Origin of the sequence: Arthrobacter jiangjiafuii (assembly GCF_018622995.1) — a bacterium.
Lineage (GTDB): Bacteria > Actinomycetota > Actinomycetes > Actinomycetales > Micrococcaceae > Arthrobacter_B > Arthrobacter_B jiangjiafuii.
Window position 1 is genome coordinate 2,573,396 of the sequence record NZ_CP076022.1, and the last position, 16,082, is coordinate 2,589,477.

General features: G+C 67.8%; 16 protein-coding genes. 9 read left to right on the top strand and 7 right to left on the bottom strand.

What is annotated here, in order from left to right; translation table 11 throughout:
* The first annotated feature begins 7 nt into the window (after positions 1–7).
* The 5 genes from KKR91_RS12050 to KKR91_RS12070 are packed head-to-tail and all read left to right on the top strand — an operon-like array spanning position 8 to position 4,866.
* Positions 8–799: an ABC transporter ATP-binding protein gene (locus tag KKR91_RS12050; protein WP_210231305.1), complete on the top strand. Its 792-nt coding sequence runs from the start codon at positions 8–10 to the stop codon at positions 797–799.
* A complete protein-coding gene (locus tag KKR91_RS12055) occupies positions 796–1,512 on the top strand; it encodes an ABC transporter ATP-binding protein (protein WP_210231304.1) in 717 nt (238 codons plus the stop codon). Before KKR91_RS12050 ends, KKR91_RS12055 begins: the two co-directional genes overlap by 4 nt.
* The gene (locus KKR91_RS12060) at positions 1,512–2,390 is read left to right on the top strand and encodes a branched-chain amino acid ABC transporter permease (RefSeq protein WP_210231303.1); all 879 of its coding nucleotides are present in this window, start codon (positions 1,512–1,514) and stop codon (positions 2,388–2,390) included. Before KKR91_RS12055 ends, KKR91_RS12060 begins: the two co-directional genes overlap by 1 nt.
* Positions 2,387–3,580, top strand: a complete 1,194-nt coding sequence (locus KKR91_RS12065) for a branched-chain amino acid ABC transporter permease (RefSeq protein WP_210231302.1) — start codon at positions 2,387–2,389, stop codon at positions 3,578–3,580. The genes KKR91_RS12060 and KKR91_RS12065 overlap by 4 nt, the downstream gene beginning before the upstream one ends.
* The gene (locus tag KKR91_RS12070) at positions 3,577–4,866 is read left to right on the top strand and encodes an ABC transporter substrate-binding protein (protein ID WP_210231301.1); all 1,290 of its coding nucleotides are present in this window, start codon (positions 3,577–3,579) and stop codon (positions 4,864–4,866) included. The genes KKR91_RS12065 and KKR91_RS12070 overlap by 4 nt, the downstream gene beginning before the upstream one ends.
* 90 nt (positions 4,867–4,956) lie before the next feature.
* Here KKR91_RS12070 and KKR91_RS12075 read toward each other — a convergent pair whose 3' ends face one another.
* From KKR91_RS12075 to KKR91_RS12085, 3 genes are all read right to left on the bottom strand, one after another.
* On the bottom strand, positions 4,957–5,409 hold the full coding sequence (locus KKR91_RS12075) for a MaoC family dehydratase (protein WP_210231300.1): 453 nt from the start codon (positions 5,407–5,409) through the stop codon (positions 4,957–4,959).
* Positions 5,410–5,411: 2 nt separating this feature from the next.
* Entirely contained in the window at positions 5,412–6,185 is a 774-nt protein-coding gene (fabG, locus tag KKR91_RS12080; RefSeq protein WP_210231299.1) for a 3-oxoacyl-ACP reductase FabG, read from the bottom strand.
* Positions 6,186–6,259: 74 nt separating this feature from the next.
* The gene (locus tag KKR91_RS12085) at positions 6,260–7,255 is read right to left on the bottom strand and encodes a helix-turn-helix domain-containing protein (RefSeq protein ID WP_210231298.1); all 996 of its coding nucleotides are present in this window, start codon (positions 7,253–7,255) and stop codon (positions 6,260–6,262) included.
* Between the two features lie 81 nt (positions 7,256–7,336).
* Here KKR91_RS12085 and KKR91_RS12090 point away from each other — a divergent pair, with 81 nt between their 5' ends.
* A complete protein-coding gene (locus KKR91_RS12090; protein ID WP_210231297.1) occupies positions 7,337–7,549 on the top strand; it encodes a hypothetical protein in 213 nt (70 codons plus the stop codon).
* A 166-nt stretch (positions 7,550–7,715) separates the two neighbouring features.
* Here the strand turns inward: KKR91_RS12090 and KKR91_RS12095 are convergent, their stop codons facing one another.
* The gene (locus KKR91_RS12095; protein ID WP_337925337.1) at positions 7,716–8,258 is read right to left on the bottom strand and encodes a DinB family protein; all 543 of its coding nucleotides are present in this window, start codon (positions 8,256–8,258) and stop codon (positions 7,716–7,718) included.
* 118 nt (positions 8,259–8,376) lie between these two features.
* Here KKR91_RS12095 and KKR91_RS12100 point away from each other — a divergent pair, with 118 nt between their 5' ends.
* Positions 8,377–9,375: a helix-turn-helix transcriptional regulator gene (locus KKR91_RS12100; RefSeq protein WP_210231296.1), complete on the top strand. Its 999-nt coding sequence runs from the start codon at positions 8,377–8,379 to the stop codon at positions 9,373–9,375.
* A 13-nt stretch (positions 9,376–9,388) separates the two neighbouring features.
* Complete coding sequence (gene hrpA / locus KKR91_RS12105; RefSeq protein ID WP_210231295.1) at positions 9,389–13,306, top strand: ATP-dependent RNA helicase HrpA; 3,918 nt, start codon at positions 9,389–9,391, stop codon at positions 13,304–13,306.
* A gap of 43 nt (positions 13,307–13,349) precedes the next feature.
* On the opposite strand, the gene KKR91_RS12110 is transcribed toward hrpA, so the two are convergent.
* From KKR91_RS12110 to KKR91_RS12120, 3 genes are all read right to left on the bottom strand, one after another.
* Positions 13,350–13,778, bottom strand: coding sequence for an HIT family protein (locus KKR91_RS12110; RefSeq protein WP_210231294.1), 429 nt, complete (start codon positions 13,776–13,778; stop codon positions 13,350–13,352).
* 135 nt (positions 13,779–13,913) lie between these two features.
* A complete protein-coding gene (locus KKR91_RS12115) occupies positions 13,914–14,786 on the bottom strand; it encodes a sulfurtransferase (protein WP_210231293.1) in 873 nt (290 codons plus the stop codon).
* Positions 14,783–15,439, bottom strand: coding sequence for an MBL fold metallo-hydrolase (locus KKR91_RS12120; protein WP_210231292.1), 657 nt, complete (start codon positions 15,437–15,439; stop codon positions 14,783–14,785). The genes KKR91_RS12115 and KKR91_RS12120 overlap by 4 nt, the downstream gene beginning before the upstream one ends.
* 191 nt (positions 15,440–15,630) lie before the next feature.
* On the opposite strand from KKR91_RS12120, the gene KKR91_RS12125 reads away from it, so the two are divergent.
* Positions 15,631–16,080 carry a Fur family transcriptional regulator gene (locus tag KKR91_RS12125; RefSeq protein ID WP_210231291.1) on the top strand — a complete coding sequence of 150 codons (450 nt, stop codon included), beginning with the start codon at positions 15,631–15,633 and terminating at the stop codon, positions 16,078–16,080.
* The last annotated feature ends 2 nt before the right edge of the window (positions 16,081–16,082 follow it).

Genomic DNA, 16,082 nt, shown 5'->3' on the forward strand with positions numbered 1-16,082 from the left:
GTCCTCATTGGAAGAGTTACATACCGACCAGTCGGTTTTACCCCGGCTGCGCTTTACCGACATCAGCGTGCGCTTCGGCGGCCTCACCGCCCTGGACGCGGTGTCCTTCGCTGTCCCGCCTGGCGCCGTCGTCGGCATCATCGGCCCCAACGGAGCCGGAAAAACCACCCTGTTCAACGTGGTCTGCGGCTTCACCGCACCCGCCGCCGGAGCCCTGGAGCTGGATGGCAAGCCGTTCCGCCCCCTGCCCCGCCTCCTGACCCGCCATGGGGTGGCCCGGACGCTGCAGGGACTGGGCCTGTTTCCGGGCCTGACCGTGCTGGACAACGTCATGCTCGGCCTGGAAGGCACCGCCACACACACCATGGCCGAGGATGCACTGCTGCTCCCCCGCTCCCGGCGGGGCGAGGTACGGCTGCGGGAGGGCGCACTGCAGGCCATGGATGAGCTGGGCATCGTGACCTATGCCGCCGCCCTGCCGGACACCCTGCCGTACGGGATCCGCAAAAAAGCAGCCCTGGCCCGGGCACTGGCGGGCAGCCCGCGCCTGCTGCTGCTGGATGAACCGGCCGGCGGCCTGGCGCAGGACGATATCGACGAACTGGCGGAGATCATCCGCAGGGTCCCTGCCACCGGCTGCTCCGTAGTACTGGTGGAACACCACGTGGACCTGGTGATGAGCGTCTGCGAGCGCATCGCGGTGCTGGACTTCGGCAAGCTGATCGCCGAGGGGACCCCGGCTGCGGTCAGCGCCAACCAGGCTGTCACCGACGCCTATCTGGGGGTGGAACCGGTATGAGCGCCCTTCTGTCCCTGGACTCGGTCAGCGCCGGCTACGGTCCCGTCCCCGTCCTGCACGGCGTGAGCCTGGACGTGGCAGCGGGCAGCATTACCGCCGTCGTCGGAGCCAACGGCGCAGGCAAGACCACCCTGCTGCGCACCATCATCGGGCAGCTGCGGCCCACCGGCGGCAGCATCCGTTTTGACGGCATGGATCTGGCCGGCACCAAAGTGGAGGACATGGTACGCCGCGGCATCTCCCTGGTGCCCGAAGGCCGCGGGGTCATCACCGAACTCACCGTGGACGAGAATCTCCGCCTGGGCGGGCTGTGGCGCCGCGACCGCGCCGCCGCCCAGGCCCTGCTCGCCCGCATGTACGAGCTCTTCGAGCCCCTGGCCCGGCGCCGCAAGGCCCCCGGACACCAGCTCTCCGGCGGGGAACGGCAGATGCTCGCCCTGGGCCGGGCCCTGATGGCCGGTCCCCGGCTGCTGCTGCTGGATGAACCGTCGCTGGGCCTGGCGCCACGGGTGACCGCCCAGATCCTGGGAATGCTGCGCGGCCTCCGCGACGACACCGGCCTGACCGTGCTGCTGATCGAGCAGAACGTCCGCAGCGCCCTCGCTGTTGCCGACGACGGCGTCGTCCTCAGCCTGGGATCCGTCGTCGCCTCCCGACCCGCCGCCGACCTGGCCGCGGATACCGATCTCCGCCACACCTACCTGGGGTTCTGATGGACAGATTTCTTTTCCTTACCGTCGACGGGCTGGCCCGCGGTGCAGTGCTGGCTGCCTTCGCCCTCTCACTCGTCATCATCTGGCGTGCCGCCCGGATCGTGAACTTCGCCCAGGGTGCCATGGCCGTCGCCACCACCTATGTCGCCTTCACCGTCACGGCCGCCACCGGCAGCTACTGGCTGGGGCTTGCCTCGGCGATTATCTCCGGGCTGGTGCTCGGCGCCCTGGTGGAACGGACCGTGATGCGCTTCGTGGGCAACACCTCCCCGCTAAACTCCGTCATTGCCGGGCTGGGGCTGCTGCTGGTCATCCAGGCGGTGCTGGGCATGGTCTTCGGCAACGGCTACCAGTCTCTGGGCACCCCCTTCAGCACCACCCCGCTGACGATCGGCGGGATCAGCGCTGTCTCCCCCTATGACCTGTTCATCTTCGCCTGCATCGCCGTGATCGTGGCGGGGCTGGCCCTGCTCTTCACCAAGACCTCCCTCGGACTGCGGCTGCGCGCCGCTGCCTTCGCACCGGACCTGGCGCGGCTGCTCGGGGTGCGGTCCTCCCGCATGCTGACCCTGGGCTGGGCGCTGTCCTCCGCCGTCGGAGCCCTGGCCGCCCTGCTGATCATTCCCACCGAACTCGGTCTGAACCCGCACGCCGTGGACACCGTCTTTGTCTATGCGTTCACCGTCGCGGTGGTGGGCGGACTGGATTCCTCCGGCGGAGCCGTGGCCGGCGGCCTGGCCGTGGGCGTGGTGCTCAGCTGGGTCAGCGGCTACCTCGGGGCCACGCTGGCACCCATCGCCGTCCTGGTGCTCCTGCTCGCGGTACTGCTCCTGCGCCCGGCCGGACTGTTCTCGATGACCAAGGAGCGCACGGTATGAGCCCCCTGAAAACACTGCTGGCCGCAGCCGCCGCAGCTGCACTGCTGATCGGTGCCACCTTTGCGGTTGAACCCTTTACCTCCTATCAGCTGGCAACTGTTTGCGCCTATCTGTGCGCCGTCGCGGGACTGACGGTTCTCACCGGAACCGGCGGGCAGCTCTCGCTGGGACAGGCGGCCCTGATGGCCTGCGGGGCGTATTGCTATGCGCTCAGTGCCAATGCGCTGGCCGGGACCGGAATCGAGGGTCCGCTCCTGCTGCTGGGCCCCCTGGCCGCCGCCGTGCTGGGCTCGGCGGTACTGGGGCTGGTGATCGGTCTGGCGGCCGGACGCCTCCACGGACCGTACCTGGCCGGCTTCACGCTGGCCCTGGTGGTGGCCATCCCTGCGGTCACGAGCACCTTTTCGACGGTGCTCGGCGGTGACCAGGGACTATGGATCACGGTGGAGAAGCGCCCGGCTTCCCTGCGCGGCATGGTCAGCAACGAGCAGTGGCAGGCCTGGCTGGCGATCCTGTGCGCCGTCACCGTCATGGTGCTTTTGAACAACCTGCTGCGCGGGCGGTTCGGCCGGCAGCTGCGGGCGGTGCGGGACAACGACGCCGCCGCCTCACTCTCCGGCATCAACGTCGCCAGGACCAAGATCCTCTCCTTCACCGTCAGCGCCGCGGCGGCAGGCCTGGGCGGCGGGCTGCTGGCCTACACCACCCAAAGCGCCAGCCCGGGAGCCTACTCCCTGGTGCTGTCCCTGTATCTGCTCATGGCAGCCGTGATCGGAGGCATCGGGTCGCTGACGGGTGCGGTCTGGGGAGCACTGATCATGGTGTTCCTGCCCTACAGCATCAATTCCCTCACCGCCGGCCTGCCGGTCTCCGCCGACGTCGCGTCGCGGCTGGACGGAAACCTGGCCATCGCGGTGTTTGGCACGGTCCTCGTGCTGGTGATCCTGCTCGCGCCGCGGGGCATCCAGGGTCTGCTGTCAGCGGCCGTCCGCAGGATCCGCGGCCGGCGCTCCCCGGCCGCGGCGGCTGCCGCAGCACCATCCACACCCGCCGCCGTCGTCGTCAATCCCCGTGCCGATCCCGGTGCCGCCGCGTCCACCGGCCCCGGTAACGCCAACCCTGAATCCGCACCATCAGCCCCCAACCCAGCCCCGCCAGAGAATCTATCCACCACGAAAGGTCAGCGATGACTAGTTCCCAGCCCGGTCTCTCCAAGTACACCGCCGTTGCCGCCGCCGTCACGGCGAGTTTCGTCCTCGCCGCCTGTGGAGGGTCCGGTGGCGGTGAATCCGAGAAAGCACAAGATGTTCCAGGCATCACCGACACCACGGTCACGGTGGGCACCCACCAGCCCCTGACCGGACCCGCAGCCGCAGGCTACGCGTCCATCTCCCCCGCCACAAAGGCCTACTTCGACTACGTCAACGCCAACGGCGGTGTGCACGGCCGCACCATCGAATACAGCGTGAAGGATGACGGCTACAACCCGGCCAACACGCAGAGCGTGGTCCGGGAACTGGTGCTGCAGGACGAGGTCTTCGCGATCCTGGGCGGACTGGGCACGCCGCCGCACAGCTCGGTGCTGGATTTCCTGAACGACAACGAGGTGCCGGACCTGTTCGTGGCCTCGGGCAGCCCCACCTGGAACCAGCCCGAAAAGTACCCGTACACCTACGGCTTCATGCAGGACTACGACACCGAGGCCAAGGTCCTGGCCACCTATGTGCAGGAGGAGTTTCCGGACGCGACGTACTGCCTTTTCGGGCAGGACGACGATTTCGGTGCGGACTTCAAGACCGGGCTCGAGTCGGCCCTGGGCAGCGACGGACTCGCCAGCTCGCAGGTCTACTCGACCGCCAACACCGACGTCGCCGCGCAGATCAGCGCCATGCAGGCGGCCGGCTGCGAGGTGAACTTCCTCGCCTCGATCAACGGCTTCAGCGCCCAGGCCATCGGCACGGCAGCGAAGCTGGGCTACTTCCCGAAGTGGGCCGCCTCCTCCGCCGGCGGGGACTACAACACCCTGTCCAGCTACCTCGGGGAGAACACCGACAAGCTGCTCGAAGGCTTCATCAGCGCGAACTACCTGCCCTCCTACTCCGACACGGACGACGAGTGGACGGCGAAGTTCTCCGAGATCAACGCGGAGTACAACCCGGGAGCGGAGTTTGACGGCAACACCATCTTCGGAATGTCGCTGGGCTACCTCTTTGTCGAGGCACTGCAGGAAGCCGGAGAGAACCCGACGCGGGAGTCGCTGCTGGAGGCCCTGGAATCGGGCAATGTCAAAGGCAACGGCCATGTTCCGCTCGGCTTCAGCGCGGACAGCCATGCCGGCTACACCGGTGGCATGATCACGCTGGTCTCGGGCGGCGTGCAGGCCTATACCGGGACGCCGTACTCCGTGGACGGGGACTCCGTCAGCCCCTATACCGAGGACCGCACGACGATGCCGGAAAACGGCATCCCCCAGTAGCGGACAAGCCGCGAGCACAAGGAAAGGGACCTGCCCGTCTTCCGACGGGCGGGTCCCTTCCGCGTGGCCTGGGGTCCGCTCCTCCGGGCCTCAGCCCAGGACGTACAGCGAGATGGATTCCGCCACCGCTGCCGGCTTGTCCACTGCCTCAATTTCCATCGTGACGGTTGAAGTCACCCGGATCCCGGCCCCGGTGCGTTCCACCTTAACCAGCTCTGACACCGCCCGGACCCGGCTGTCCACGGGCACCGGGTGGGGAAAGCGCACCCGGTCCAGCCCGTAGTTGATGCCCATCACGGTGCCCTCCAAGCCGATCCGTCCCGAGGCCAGCGCCGGCAGCAGCGAGAGCACCAGGTAACCATGGGCAATCGTGCCGCCAAACGGCCCCGCAGCAGCACGCACAGGGTCCGTGTGGATCCACTGATGGTCGTCGGTGGCGTCGGCAAACCGGTTGATGCGTTCCTGGTCGATGGTGATCCACTCGCTGGCCTCACGCTGCCCGATGGCTGCTTCCAGCTCGTCCACCGAGGTGAAGTGTGCCATCGTCAGTCCTTCGGTCCGCCGGCGACGTACAGCACCTGTCCGGAGACGAAGGAGGCGTCCTCCCGGACGAAAAATGATGCCGCGGCAGCTATGTCCGCCGGTGCCCCGGCACGTCCCACCGGAATTTCAGCCACGGCGTGCGCAACGAAATCCGGATATGGCACGCCCACGCGTTCCGCCGTCGCCCGGGTCATGTCCGTCTCGATGAAGCCCGGGGCAATGGCGTTGACGGTCACGTTGTAGCGGCCCAGCTCGATCGCCAGGGTCTTGGTGAAGCCCTGCAGCCCGGCCTTGGCAGCGGCGTAGTTGGCCTGGCCGCGGTTGCCCAGTGCCGAAGTGCTGGAGAGGTTCACGATGCGGCCCCATTGCGCCTGCACCTGGTGCGCCTGCACCGCCCGGCTCATGAGGAACGCCCCGCGCAGGTGGACACCCATGACGGCGTCCCAGTCGGTGTCGGTCATCTTGAACAGCAGGTTGTCGCGCAGGATCCCCGCGTTGTTGACCAGGATGGTGGGCGGACCGAGTTCGGCGGCGATACGGCCGACGGCGGCCGCGACGGCATCGGCATCGGAGACATCCGCTCCCACCCCCACCGCTTTGCCGCCGGAGTTGTTAATCGCTTCCACAGTGGCGGCTGTGTCCTCCTCACGGAGGTCCAGGACGGCCACGCGGTGCCCGTCGGCTGCGAGCCGGGCTGCAATGGCGGCACCGATGCCGCGTGCTGCTCCGGTGACGACGGCGGTGCGCTGGTCCGGTGGTGTCGGTGCCTCGGTCATGGCTCTCCTTCAGGCGTGCTCTGGGATGATGAGCCGAGCGTACCGACCGGACGGTACGCAGCGCAATGGGTTCGTCAGGGCGCTGCGCCGGCCGCCCGCCGGCCGGCCCCGCCACGGAAGGTGCGGCGGTACGCTGCGGGGCTGGCTCCGACGTCGCGGTGGAAGTGGTGGCGCAGCAGCTCCGGCTGGCCGAAGCCGCTGATCCTGGCCACATCCTCGACGGAAAGGTCTGTGTCCTCCAGCAGTTCCTGTGCCCGGAGGACCCGCTGCGCGTTGATCCAGGCGGCAGGCGTCGTTCCGGTCTGGGCGCGGAACCGGCGGGCGAAGGTCCGCGGAGACATGGCGGCCCGGGAAGCCAGTTCCTTGACCGTGTGCTCGTCCGCCAGATGCTCGCCCACCCATTCCAGGACGGGCCCCAGGGTCTCGCAGTCCACTTCCGGCACGGCCCGGTCTATGTACTGGGCCTGCCCGCCCTCCCGGTGCGGCGGCACCACCATGTCGCGGGCAATCGCCGCCGCAGCCTTGGCTCCAACCTCAAGCCGCACCAGGTGCAGGGCAGCATCGATGCCGGCCGCCGTCCCGGCGCTCGTGATGATGTTTCCGTCCTGGACGTAGAGCACGTCCTCATTCACGCAGATGGCCGGGTATCTTGCGGCCAGGTCAGCCGAGTACATCCAGTGAGTGGTCGCGCAGCGGCCGTCCAGCAGGCCGGCCTCGGCCAGGACAAACGCCCCCGAACAGATACTCATGACCCATGCCCCGCGGTCCCGAGCTTCGCGAAGAACCTGGTGCACCTCGGGTGGGGCGGCCATCTGGGCAGAACCGGCGTCACCGACCGGAGCCATGACCACCAGGTCGGCGTCAGCGGCGGCTTCCAGGCCGGCGGGCACATTGATGCTGAAGCCGGTCTTGGCCTCCACTACCCCGGGTGTAACGGTGCAGATTCGAAAGTCGAACGCGGGGACGCCGGTCCCCCGCTCCGAACGGTCGATTCCGAAGACTTCGGCGATCACGCTGAGCTCGAACGGAGCAACGCCGTCGAGCACGATCAAGGATACGGATTTGAGCATGGAACAAGGTTGGCAGCATTTTGATGTTAACGGTCGTTTCTGCCACTTATTTGTTTCTTCTCCCGCGCCGACCATGGACACATGGCTACTTTCCTTCTCCTGACCAGCACCATCCTGCTTCTCCTGCTGGTGGCCGCGACCGTTCGTGCCGTGTCACGGGACGGCACCGGCCACCTGCCGTCAGTGCCCTCCCACCATGAATGGAACGAGACCGGCCCCGGAACATCCTTCGGCACCCTGCGCGACGCACGGGACGGGTACATGAAGATGGCTTACCTGCCACCAATCCGGTGACCTGCCTCCTTCCTGCACGCCCCTCCTGAACTCCTGACCGGGCCTGTGCTCCCAACCTGCCTGCATCCCTAGCCGGACAGCGGCCGATGGGCATACAGGTCGCGCAGCAGCGCCACCTCCGCCAGGTGATGGATCATTTCCCGGTTGATATGCAGGATCAGCGTCATCATCGGGGCATCGGCCCAGTGCCGCTCTGCTGCTCCCACCGGGCGGCGAGCGCAGCCTCGTCCATCGCGGACACGGCTCCGATGGCGTAGTACTCATCCAGGAGCCCGAGTGCTTCTGCGGCGGTTCCAGGATAGGCAAAGTCCTCGTAGTTGACCGGCGGGCCGCCGAAGTGCGCGGCGTTTCGGACGCCCAACACCCCCACCAGGAGGTGCCCGATCCGCCAGGCAATGGTCGTCACGGGCGGCGGCACCGGTTCCGGGAACCCGAAGTCAATGGTGAAGTCCCCGTGACCGGCCTGCACCGGAGCCGAGCCCGTGCCCCTGGGCCGCACGCTCCAGCAATCGGCGACCGGCTCCCAGAAATACTCCTCGTCCGTCAGCCCCTCCAGCCGGGGCCGGGCCTGGTTCTCCCAGTGCCAGCGCAGCTGGTCCGCCAGCTCCCCGCCCAGGTCCAATGTCCCCGCGTAGCCAGCGCCGTCACTGCCCGCCTGTGTTCCCCCGTGCTGAGGTGCCGCGTGCTGAGGTCCCTCGTGCTGTTCCATCACGTTCCCGCCTTTCGGAAGAGCCCGTAATCCCGCCAATGGGCAATTCTCGACCCTGACCCGGAGTAATTACAGACGAGGACAGTTCCTGTCCTGAGGCCGGAGTATCTTGGTGTCCATGTTGGAAACCTCAGCCCGACTGCTGCATCTGCTGTCGCTGCTGCAGCTGCGGCGCGAGTGGACCGGTGCCGCCCTGGCCGAACGGATGACCGTTACCGAACGCACGGTCCGCCGGGACATCAGCAAGCTGCGCACCCTGGGGTATCCGATCTCGGCGTCCCCCGGCCTCGCCGGCGGATACCAGCTCGGATCCGGCGCCCAGCTTCCGCCGCTGCTGCTGGACGACGACGAAGCCCTGGCCGTCGCCCTGGGGCTGGCGGCGGTCGCCACCGGGCCGGTTTCCGGCATCGGCGAGGCGTCGGTGCGGGCCCTCGCGAAGCTGGAGCAGGTCCTGCCCGGCCGGCTGCGGCCCAAGTTCTCTGCGCTGCGCCAGTCCGTCAGCGTGCTGGGCGGTAACGCTGCGAGCGTGGACCCGCAGACGCTTACCGCGCTGTCCGGTGCCATTGCCGAACAACGTGTTGTCGCCTTCCGCTACACCGCTGCCGGCGCTTCGGCCGGCCGGCGCCTGGTCGAGCCATACAAGCTGGTCAGTACGGGCCGGCGCTGGTATCTGGCGGCCTGGGACCTGGAACGGCAGGACTGGCGCACCTTCCGCATGGACCGGTGCCAGAGCATCCCGGCGGTCCGTGAGCGGTTCTTCCCCCGTCCCCTGCCCGCCAAGGACATGGCCGCCTATGTCCAGGACTCCATTACCCGTTTCCCTTACCGGTACGACGTCGTCCTTCGGCTGGCGCTGCCGCTGGCCGAACTGCGGGACCGGATTCCCCCGGAGGTTGCCGCCCTGGAGGACGACGGTCCGGGGTCGACCATCCTTCGCGGCGGCTGGGACTCCCTGGACCTGCCGCTGATGCATCTGGCCAGGCTGGGCCTCGAATTCGAGATCCTGGCTCCGGCGGAGCTGCGCGAAAGGGCCAGATCAGCCGCGGCCCTGCTGGCACGCGCCGCTGATGCCCCGCCCTCGGCGGAATCCGGGAAGGGCGGGCGTCCCAGCCATTAGACTGGGAGCAATCATGGCACTGACTATTTCCTATCCCGCGCTCTTGCCCGTTTCGGAGCGCCGCGAAGACATCATGGCCGCCATTGCAGCCAACCAAGTGACGATCATTGCGGGCGAAACCGGCTCCGGCAAGACCACCCAGATCCCCAAGATGTGCCTGGAACTCGGGCTCGCCGAGCACGGCCTGATCGGCCATACCCAGCCGCGCCGTCTTGCCGCGCGCACTGTGGCGGAACGGATTGCCGAGGAGCTCGACGTCGACCTCGGAGCCGAGGTGGGGTACCAGGTGCGGTTCACCGGCGAAACGAGCCGGCAGACCAAGGTCAAGCTGATGACCGACGGCATCCTGCTGGCCGAGATCCAGCATGACCGCAAGCTGAAAAAATACAGCACCATCATCATTGACGAGGCGCACGAGCGCAGCCTGAACATCGACTTCATCCTGGGTTACCTGCGGCGGCTGCTGCCGGAACGGCCGGATCTGAAGGTCATCATCACCTCGGCCACGATTGACCCCGAGCGCTTCGCCGGGCACTTCGCGCAGGACGGCAAGCCTGCTCCGATCATCGAGGTTTCCGGCCGGACCTTCCCGGTCGAAGTCCGGTACCGGCCGCTGAACCAGCCGGCCGACGGCGGCGGCGAGGGCGAGGACTCCGACGACGAACTCGAGGAGGACCGCGACCCGGTGGACGCCGTCTGCGACGCCGTCGAGGAACTCTCCCGTGAGGCACCCGGGGACATCCTGGTCTTCTTCTCCGGCGAGCGCGAGATCCGTGACGCCGCCGATGCCCTGCGTGCTTCGGTGCAGCGGGTCCCCCGGCTGCAGGGCACCGAAATCCTGCCCCTGTTCGCCCGGCTGTCCATGGCGGACCAGCACAAGGTATTCCATCCGGGCAAGGCGCGCCGCATCATCCTGGCCACCAACGTCGCCGAGACCTCCCTGACGGTGCCGGGCATCAAATACGTGATCGATACCGGCACCGCCCGCATCTCGCGCTACTCGCACCGGACCAAGGTCCAGCGGCTGCCCATCGAACGGATCTCCCAGGCCTCGGCCAACCAGCGTTCGGGCCGCTGCGGCCGCGTGTCAGACGGCATCGCGATCCGGCTGTATTCCCGGGAGGACTTCGAGTCCCGGCCGGAGTTCACCGATCCGGAGATCCTGCGCACCAACCTGGCCGCCGTCATCCTGCAGATGGCAGCCATGGGCGTAGCCAAGGGCCCCAAGGACGTCGCGGACTTCCCGTTCGTGCAGCCGCCGGACTCCAAAGCCATCAACGACGGCGCCACCCTGCTCAAGGAGCTCGGGGCCCTTGAACCGGCCGGCGGCATCACCGCGGTGGGGCGCAAGCTCTCCCAGCTGCCGGTGGATCCCCGGCTCGGCCGCATGATCGTGGAGGCCGGAGCCCGCGGCTGTGCCAAGGAAGTTATGGTGCTCACCGCCGCCCTGACCATCCAGGATCCGCGCGAACGCCCAAACAAGGACGACGCCGCCCGGGCCCAGAAGGCCGCCGAGCTGCACAAGCGGTTCGTGGATGAGAACTCCGACTTCACCGGCTACCTGAACCTCTGGCGCTACCTGCAGGACAAGCAGAAGGAACTCTCCTCCTCCGCGTTCCGCCGGATGTGCAAAAACGAGTTCCTGAACTACGTCCGCATCCGCGAGTGGCAGGACCTGTTTGCCCAGCTGCGCCAGATCGCCAAGCCGCTGGGCATCACCCTCAGCGCCGACCCGGTGGATCCGGTGGGCCGCGACAAAGAGATCCACATGAGCCTGCTCGCCGGGCTGCTCAGCCACATCGGCCTGTACGACCAGCGCAAGCGGGAGTATGCCGGAGCACGCGGCACCCGGTTCGCCGTCTTCCCCGGCTCTGCACTGTTCAAGAAGACGCCGGACTGGGTCATGGCCGCCGAGCTGGTGGAGACCTCCCGGCTGTGGGCCCGGGTGGCCGCGAAGTTCGATCCGCTCTGGGTCGAGGAAGTGGCCCCGCACCTGATCAAGCGCAGCTACAGCGAACCGCACTGGTCCAAGAGCCGGGGCTCGGTGATGGCCTATGAGAAGGTCACGCTCTACGGTGTTCCGGTCATTCCGCAGCGCAGCATCAATTACGGCCGGGTTGATCCGGAGCTGTCCCGCGAAATGTTCATCCGCCATGCCCTCGTTGAGGGCGACTGGCGCACCCACCACAAGTTCTTCCACCGCAACCAGGCGCTGCTGGCCGAAGTGGAGGAACTGGAGAACCGGGTCCGCCGCCGCGGGCTGCGGGTGGACGACGAAACGCTGTTCGAGTTCTACGACGAGCGCGTCGGCAAGGAAGTGGTCTCCGAACGCCACTTCGACAAGTGGTGGAAGAGCGCCCGGCACGAGGACCCGGCGCTGCTGGACTTCGACCCCGATGCCCTGCGCACCGACGACGCCGCGGGCCTGGACGAAAACGACTTCCCCAAAGTCTTCACCTACGGGGACTTTGAGCTGCCGCTGAGCTACGAGTTCTCCCCCGGCGTTGCCGGAGCCGGCGACGGCGTGAGCGTTGAGGTTCCGGTGTTGTTCCTGAACCAGCTGGACCCGGAACCGTTCAAGTGGCAGATCCCCGGGCTGCGCGCGGAGCTGTTGACGGCACTGATCAAGTCGCTGCCCAAGGCAGTCAGGAAGAACTTCATCCCGGCTCCGGACGTGGCCCGCGCCGCTGCCGCGGCTTTGGCGGCTGACTTCGATCCGGCACACGACAAGCTGGAGCCCTCCCTGGAACTGGCCCTGCGCCGGCTCAAGGGGCACATTATTCCGCCCGGTTCCTGGAACTGGGATGCCGTCCCCGAACACCTGCGGATGAGTTTCTGCGTGGTGGACAGCTCCGGCAAGGTCCTCGACGAGGGCAAGGACCTGGCGTCGCTGCAGGAGTCGTTGGCCCCTGCCACCCGCCGCGCCATCGCCGAGTCGCTCGGTGCGACCCCCAAGACCGTCACGCCCAAGGCCGCCGGCCAGCGGACAGGGAAGGGCAAGGGCAAGATGACCGCTCCGGGCACTGTACAGGGCCAGCCCGCCGGAGCCGACTCATCCTTCTCCGAGGCCTCCGGACTGACCGAGTGGAGCGTCGGCACGGTCGAGAAGCAGGTGCAGCGCCTGGTGGCCGGACACATGGTCACCGGTTACCCCGCGCTGGTGGACGAGGGATCCACTGCCGGACTTCGCATGTTCCAGAACGCCGGTGAACAAGCCGTTGCCATGCGCGGAGGCGTCATCCGGCTGCTGGTACTGCGCGTTCCCAGCCCCGCCAAATACGTCCTGGAACACCTGAGCAACGCCGAGAAGCTGACCTTCAGCCAGAATCCGCACGGGTCGGTGGCTGCCCTGATCGAGGACTGCACCCTGGCGGCAGTGGACAAGCTGACCCCCGAGGCGCTGCCGTGGACCCGCTCCGAGTTTGACGAGCTGTATGAAAAGGTCCGGGCCGAGCTGATCGACACCGTCTTCACCGTCACGGCGACGGTGGAGAAGATCCTCTCCAGCACCCGCCGGATCACCAAGGCGCTCAAGGGAACGCAGTCCCTGGCACTGATCAGCGCGCTGAACGACATCCGTGCCCAGCTGGATTCCCTGGTCTACCCCGGTTTCGTGGCCCGCACCGGTTACGCCCAGCTCACCCATCTGCCGCGCTACCTGGCCGGCATTGAGCGGCGGCTCGAGAAGCTCCCCACCAACGTGCAGCGGGACGGGCAGCAGATGGCAGTGGTCCAGGCCCTGGAGGATGAGTACGACGACGCCGTGGCGGCGCTGCTGCCCGGCTCCGGAACTCCTCCGGCGCTGACCGAGGTCCGGTGGATGATCGAGGAACTGCGGATCAGTTTCTTCGCCCAGGAGCTGGGCACGGTCCGTTCGGTGTCCGAAAAGCGGATCCGGACCGCGCTGAACGCCGCGCTCGCCCCGGCCTAGGGTTCAGCGCCGGGGCCGGGCCCGCGGGCCCGGGTACCCCGGCCTACTGTTCGGGCACGAACTCTCCGTACCCGGCCGCCCGCAGGGCCTGGCGCAGCTTGTCGGCATTCTCATCCATGCGGGCCGGATCCGGATTCGACTCGGCCCGGCTGAAGTCGAAGTCCGCCATGGAATTGGCCGGCCACACATGCAGGTGCAGGTGATCCACCTCGAAGCCGGCAACGGTCAGCCCGGCCCGGTCCGAGCCGAACGCGGAGACCTGCGCCTGGCCAATGGCCTGCGCCACGGTGGTCAGCTTCTGCAGCAGTTCCGCCGGCGCGTCGGTCCACTTGTCGATCTCCTGCCGCGGCACCACCAGGGTGTGCCCGTCGGCGAGCGGTCCGATGCTCAGGAACGCCGCCACGTCCTGGTCCTTCCAGACAAACCGGCCGGGAATCTCGCCATTGATGATCTTGGTGAACAGGGTGGGCATGGGGGCTCCTTGGGAAGACGTGCCGGCGGCTGGGGATACACGGGCAGCGGCCGTCGCCCCGGGCCCCTGCGCGGGGGCAGGTATCTTCGGGCGCAGGGGCGGAGGGACGGGTCGGCCGGTGATCATTCCTAGACGCTATCGCCTTTGGCCGGTTCCCGGCCATTCCCCCGGCTGCTGGCCGGTTGCCACCGGCGATCCCTTGGTCGATGACCACTGCGACCAGGACCCCGGATAGAGTGCCGCCTTGTACCCGGCCAGTTCCAGCGCCACCACTTCATGGGCGGCGGTGATGCCCGAACCGCAGTACACGGCAACCGGCGCGCCGGAGCGCACGCCAAGGGCTCCAAACGCCGCCCGCAGCTCTCCGGGGCTGCGGAAGGTGCCTTCGGCGCTCAGATTCTCCGTCGCCGGAGCATTCACTGCACCTGGGATATGCCCGGGGATCGGATCCACCGGTTCCCGGTCGCCCCGGTAGCGCTCCTTGGCCCGCGCGTCGAGCAGCCGCCCTGCGGCGAGCTGGGCCGGGACATCCCACATCTCGAGAATCGGCATCCGGTCCCAGGTGAGCTCCACGTCTCCGGGCCGGGGCACCACGGATCCGCCCTCCAGGGCAAGTCCGGCCCGGTGCCAGGCGACCACGCCGCCGTCGAGCAGGTAGACCGATTCCATTCCTGCATGGCGCAGCAGCCACCACGCGCGTGCCGCTGAGGTGCCCGACACGGCGTCGTACACCACCACCGTGTCCCCCGCCGAAATTCCCCAGCTGCGCGCCGTCCGCTCGAATTCCCGGGGGTCGGGCAATGGATGGCGTCCGGCTGTGCCGTTGCCTGCAGGCGCAGCCAGTTCCTTCTCCAGGTCCACGTACACGGCACCGGGAATGTGCCCGCGCTGGTACTGCTTAAAGCCGTCGGTGCTGCCCAATGCCCAGCGCACGTCCAGCAGGACCACCGGCCCGCCGGCTGCCAGCAGCTCCTGCAGGCCCGGAACGTCGATCACGGGCCCGTTCACAGCTGCACCGCTTCGCCCGCGGCCAGGTGCCGGTAGTCGGTTCCGTACAGCTTCCCGATGCGGTTGACGTGCTTTTCGACCGTGGCCAGCCCCTTGTCATTCAGCAGTGCGTCGTGGATCTGGTAGGCACGCTCGGCTCCGGCAGCTATGACGAAGTCCAGCACCTCCCCCACCTTGGACCAGGGTGCGTGGATGGGCAGCAGCAGGGTCTGCATGCTGACCCCGTTGGGAACCACGAAGGAATCCCCCGGATGATAGATCGCGCCGTCAATGAGATAGCCGACATTGGCTACCAGGGGCACCAGCGGATGGATCAGGGCGTGCTGCCCGCCGAAGGACCGGATATCAAAGCCGGCTGCGGTGAAGGCGGTGTCGGGCTCGACGTCGATGATCCTGTCCGCGCCGTCGTCGCCGGACGAGCGCAGCTGCGCGGCCAGCGCCGCAGGTGCGTAAACGACCAGCTCCGGGTTGGCTTTCATTTGTGCCAGCACCCGGTCCCGGTCCAGATGGTCGGCATGCTCATGGGTCACCAGGACGGCGTGGGCTCCGTCGAGCGCCTCTTCCACTTCGGAATACGTGCCCGGATCCAGGACCAGGACCGCGCCATCGCGCTCCAGGCGCACGCAGGAATGGGTGTACTTGGTCAGTTTCATACGGTCAGGGTACTCCGGGGAAGGCACTGCCGGATCCGTAGCCGCGGCATGCGGCGGGTCCTGCCCCGGGCCCGGTGCGATAATCTGGAAGCTGCGCCGGTGAATCCGGCGCAGCCGTTGGGTTTCCGACCGCCGTCCGAAGGCGGCACACCGGTTCCGGCGCCACCGTTCCGTCATCCCCAGGAGTGAGCATGGCATCCCAGACGTCCCAGCCCGCCAAGCGGGCTCCGGAGCAGCGGGTCACGCGCCAGCGGCTGGCGGTGGGCCGCACCCTGGACGAGCTTGATGACTTCGTCAGCACGCAGGAGCTGTACCGGCTGCTGCATGAGAAGGGGGACAGCGTCTCCCTTGCCACGACCTACCGCATCCTGCAGTCCATGGCGGAGGAAAACCAGGTGGATGTGCTCCGCAACGGTGAAGGCGAGGCGCTCTACCGGCGCTGCGCCGTCGAGCACCACCACCATCACCTCGTCTGCCGCAACTGCGGAAAAGCGGTGGAGGTCGAGGCCCCGGCCGTCGAGGCATGGGCAGCCGGCCTGGGCCCGCAGTACGGCTTCACCGATGTGGCCCATACCGTGGAGATCTTTGGGCTCTGCCCGGAATGCAGCGCGCCCGAACCCGGCGCGGCGAACCGCGTTTAGCG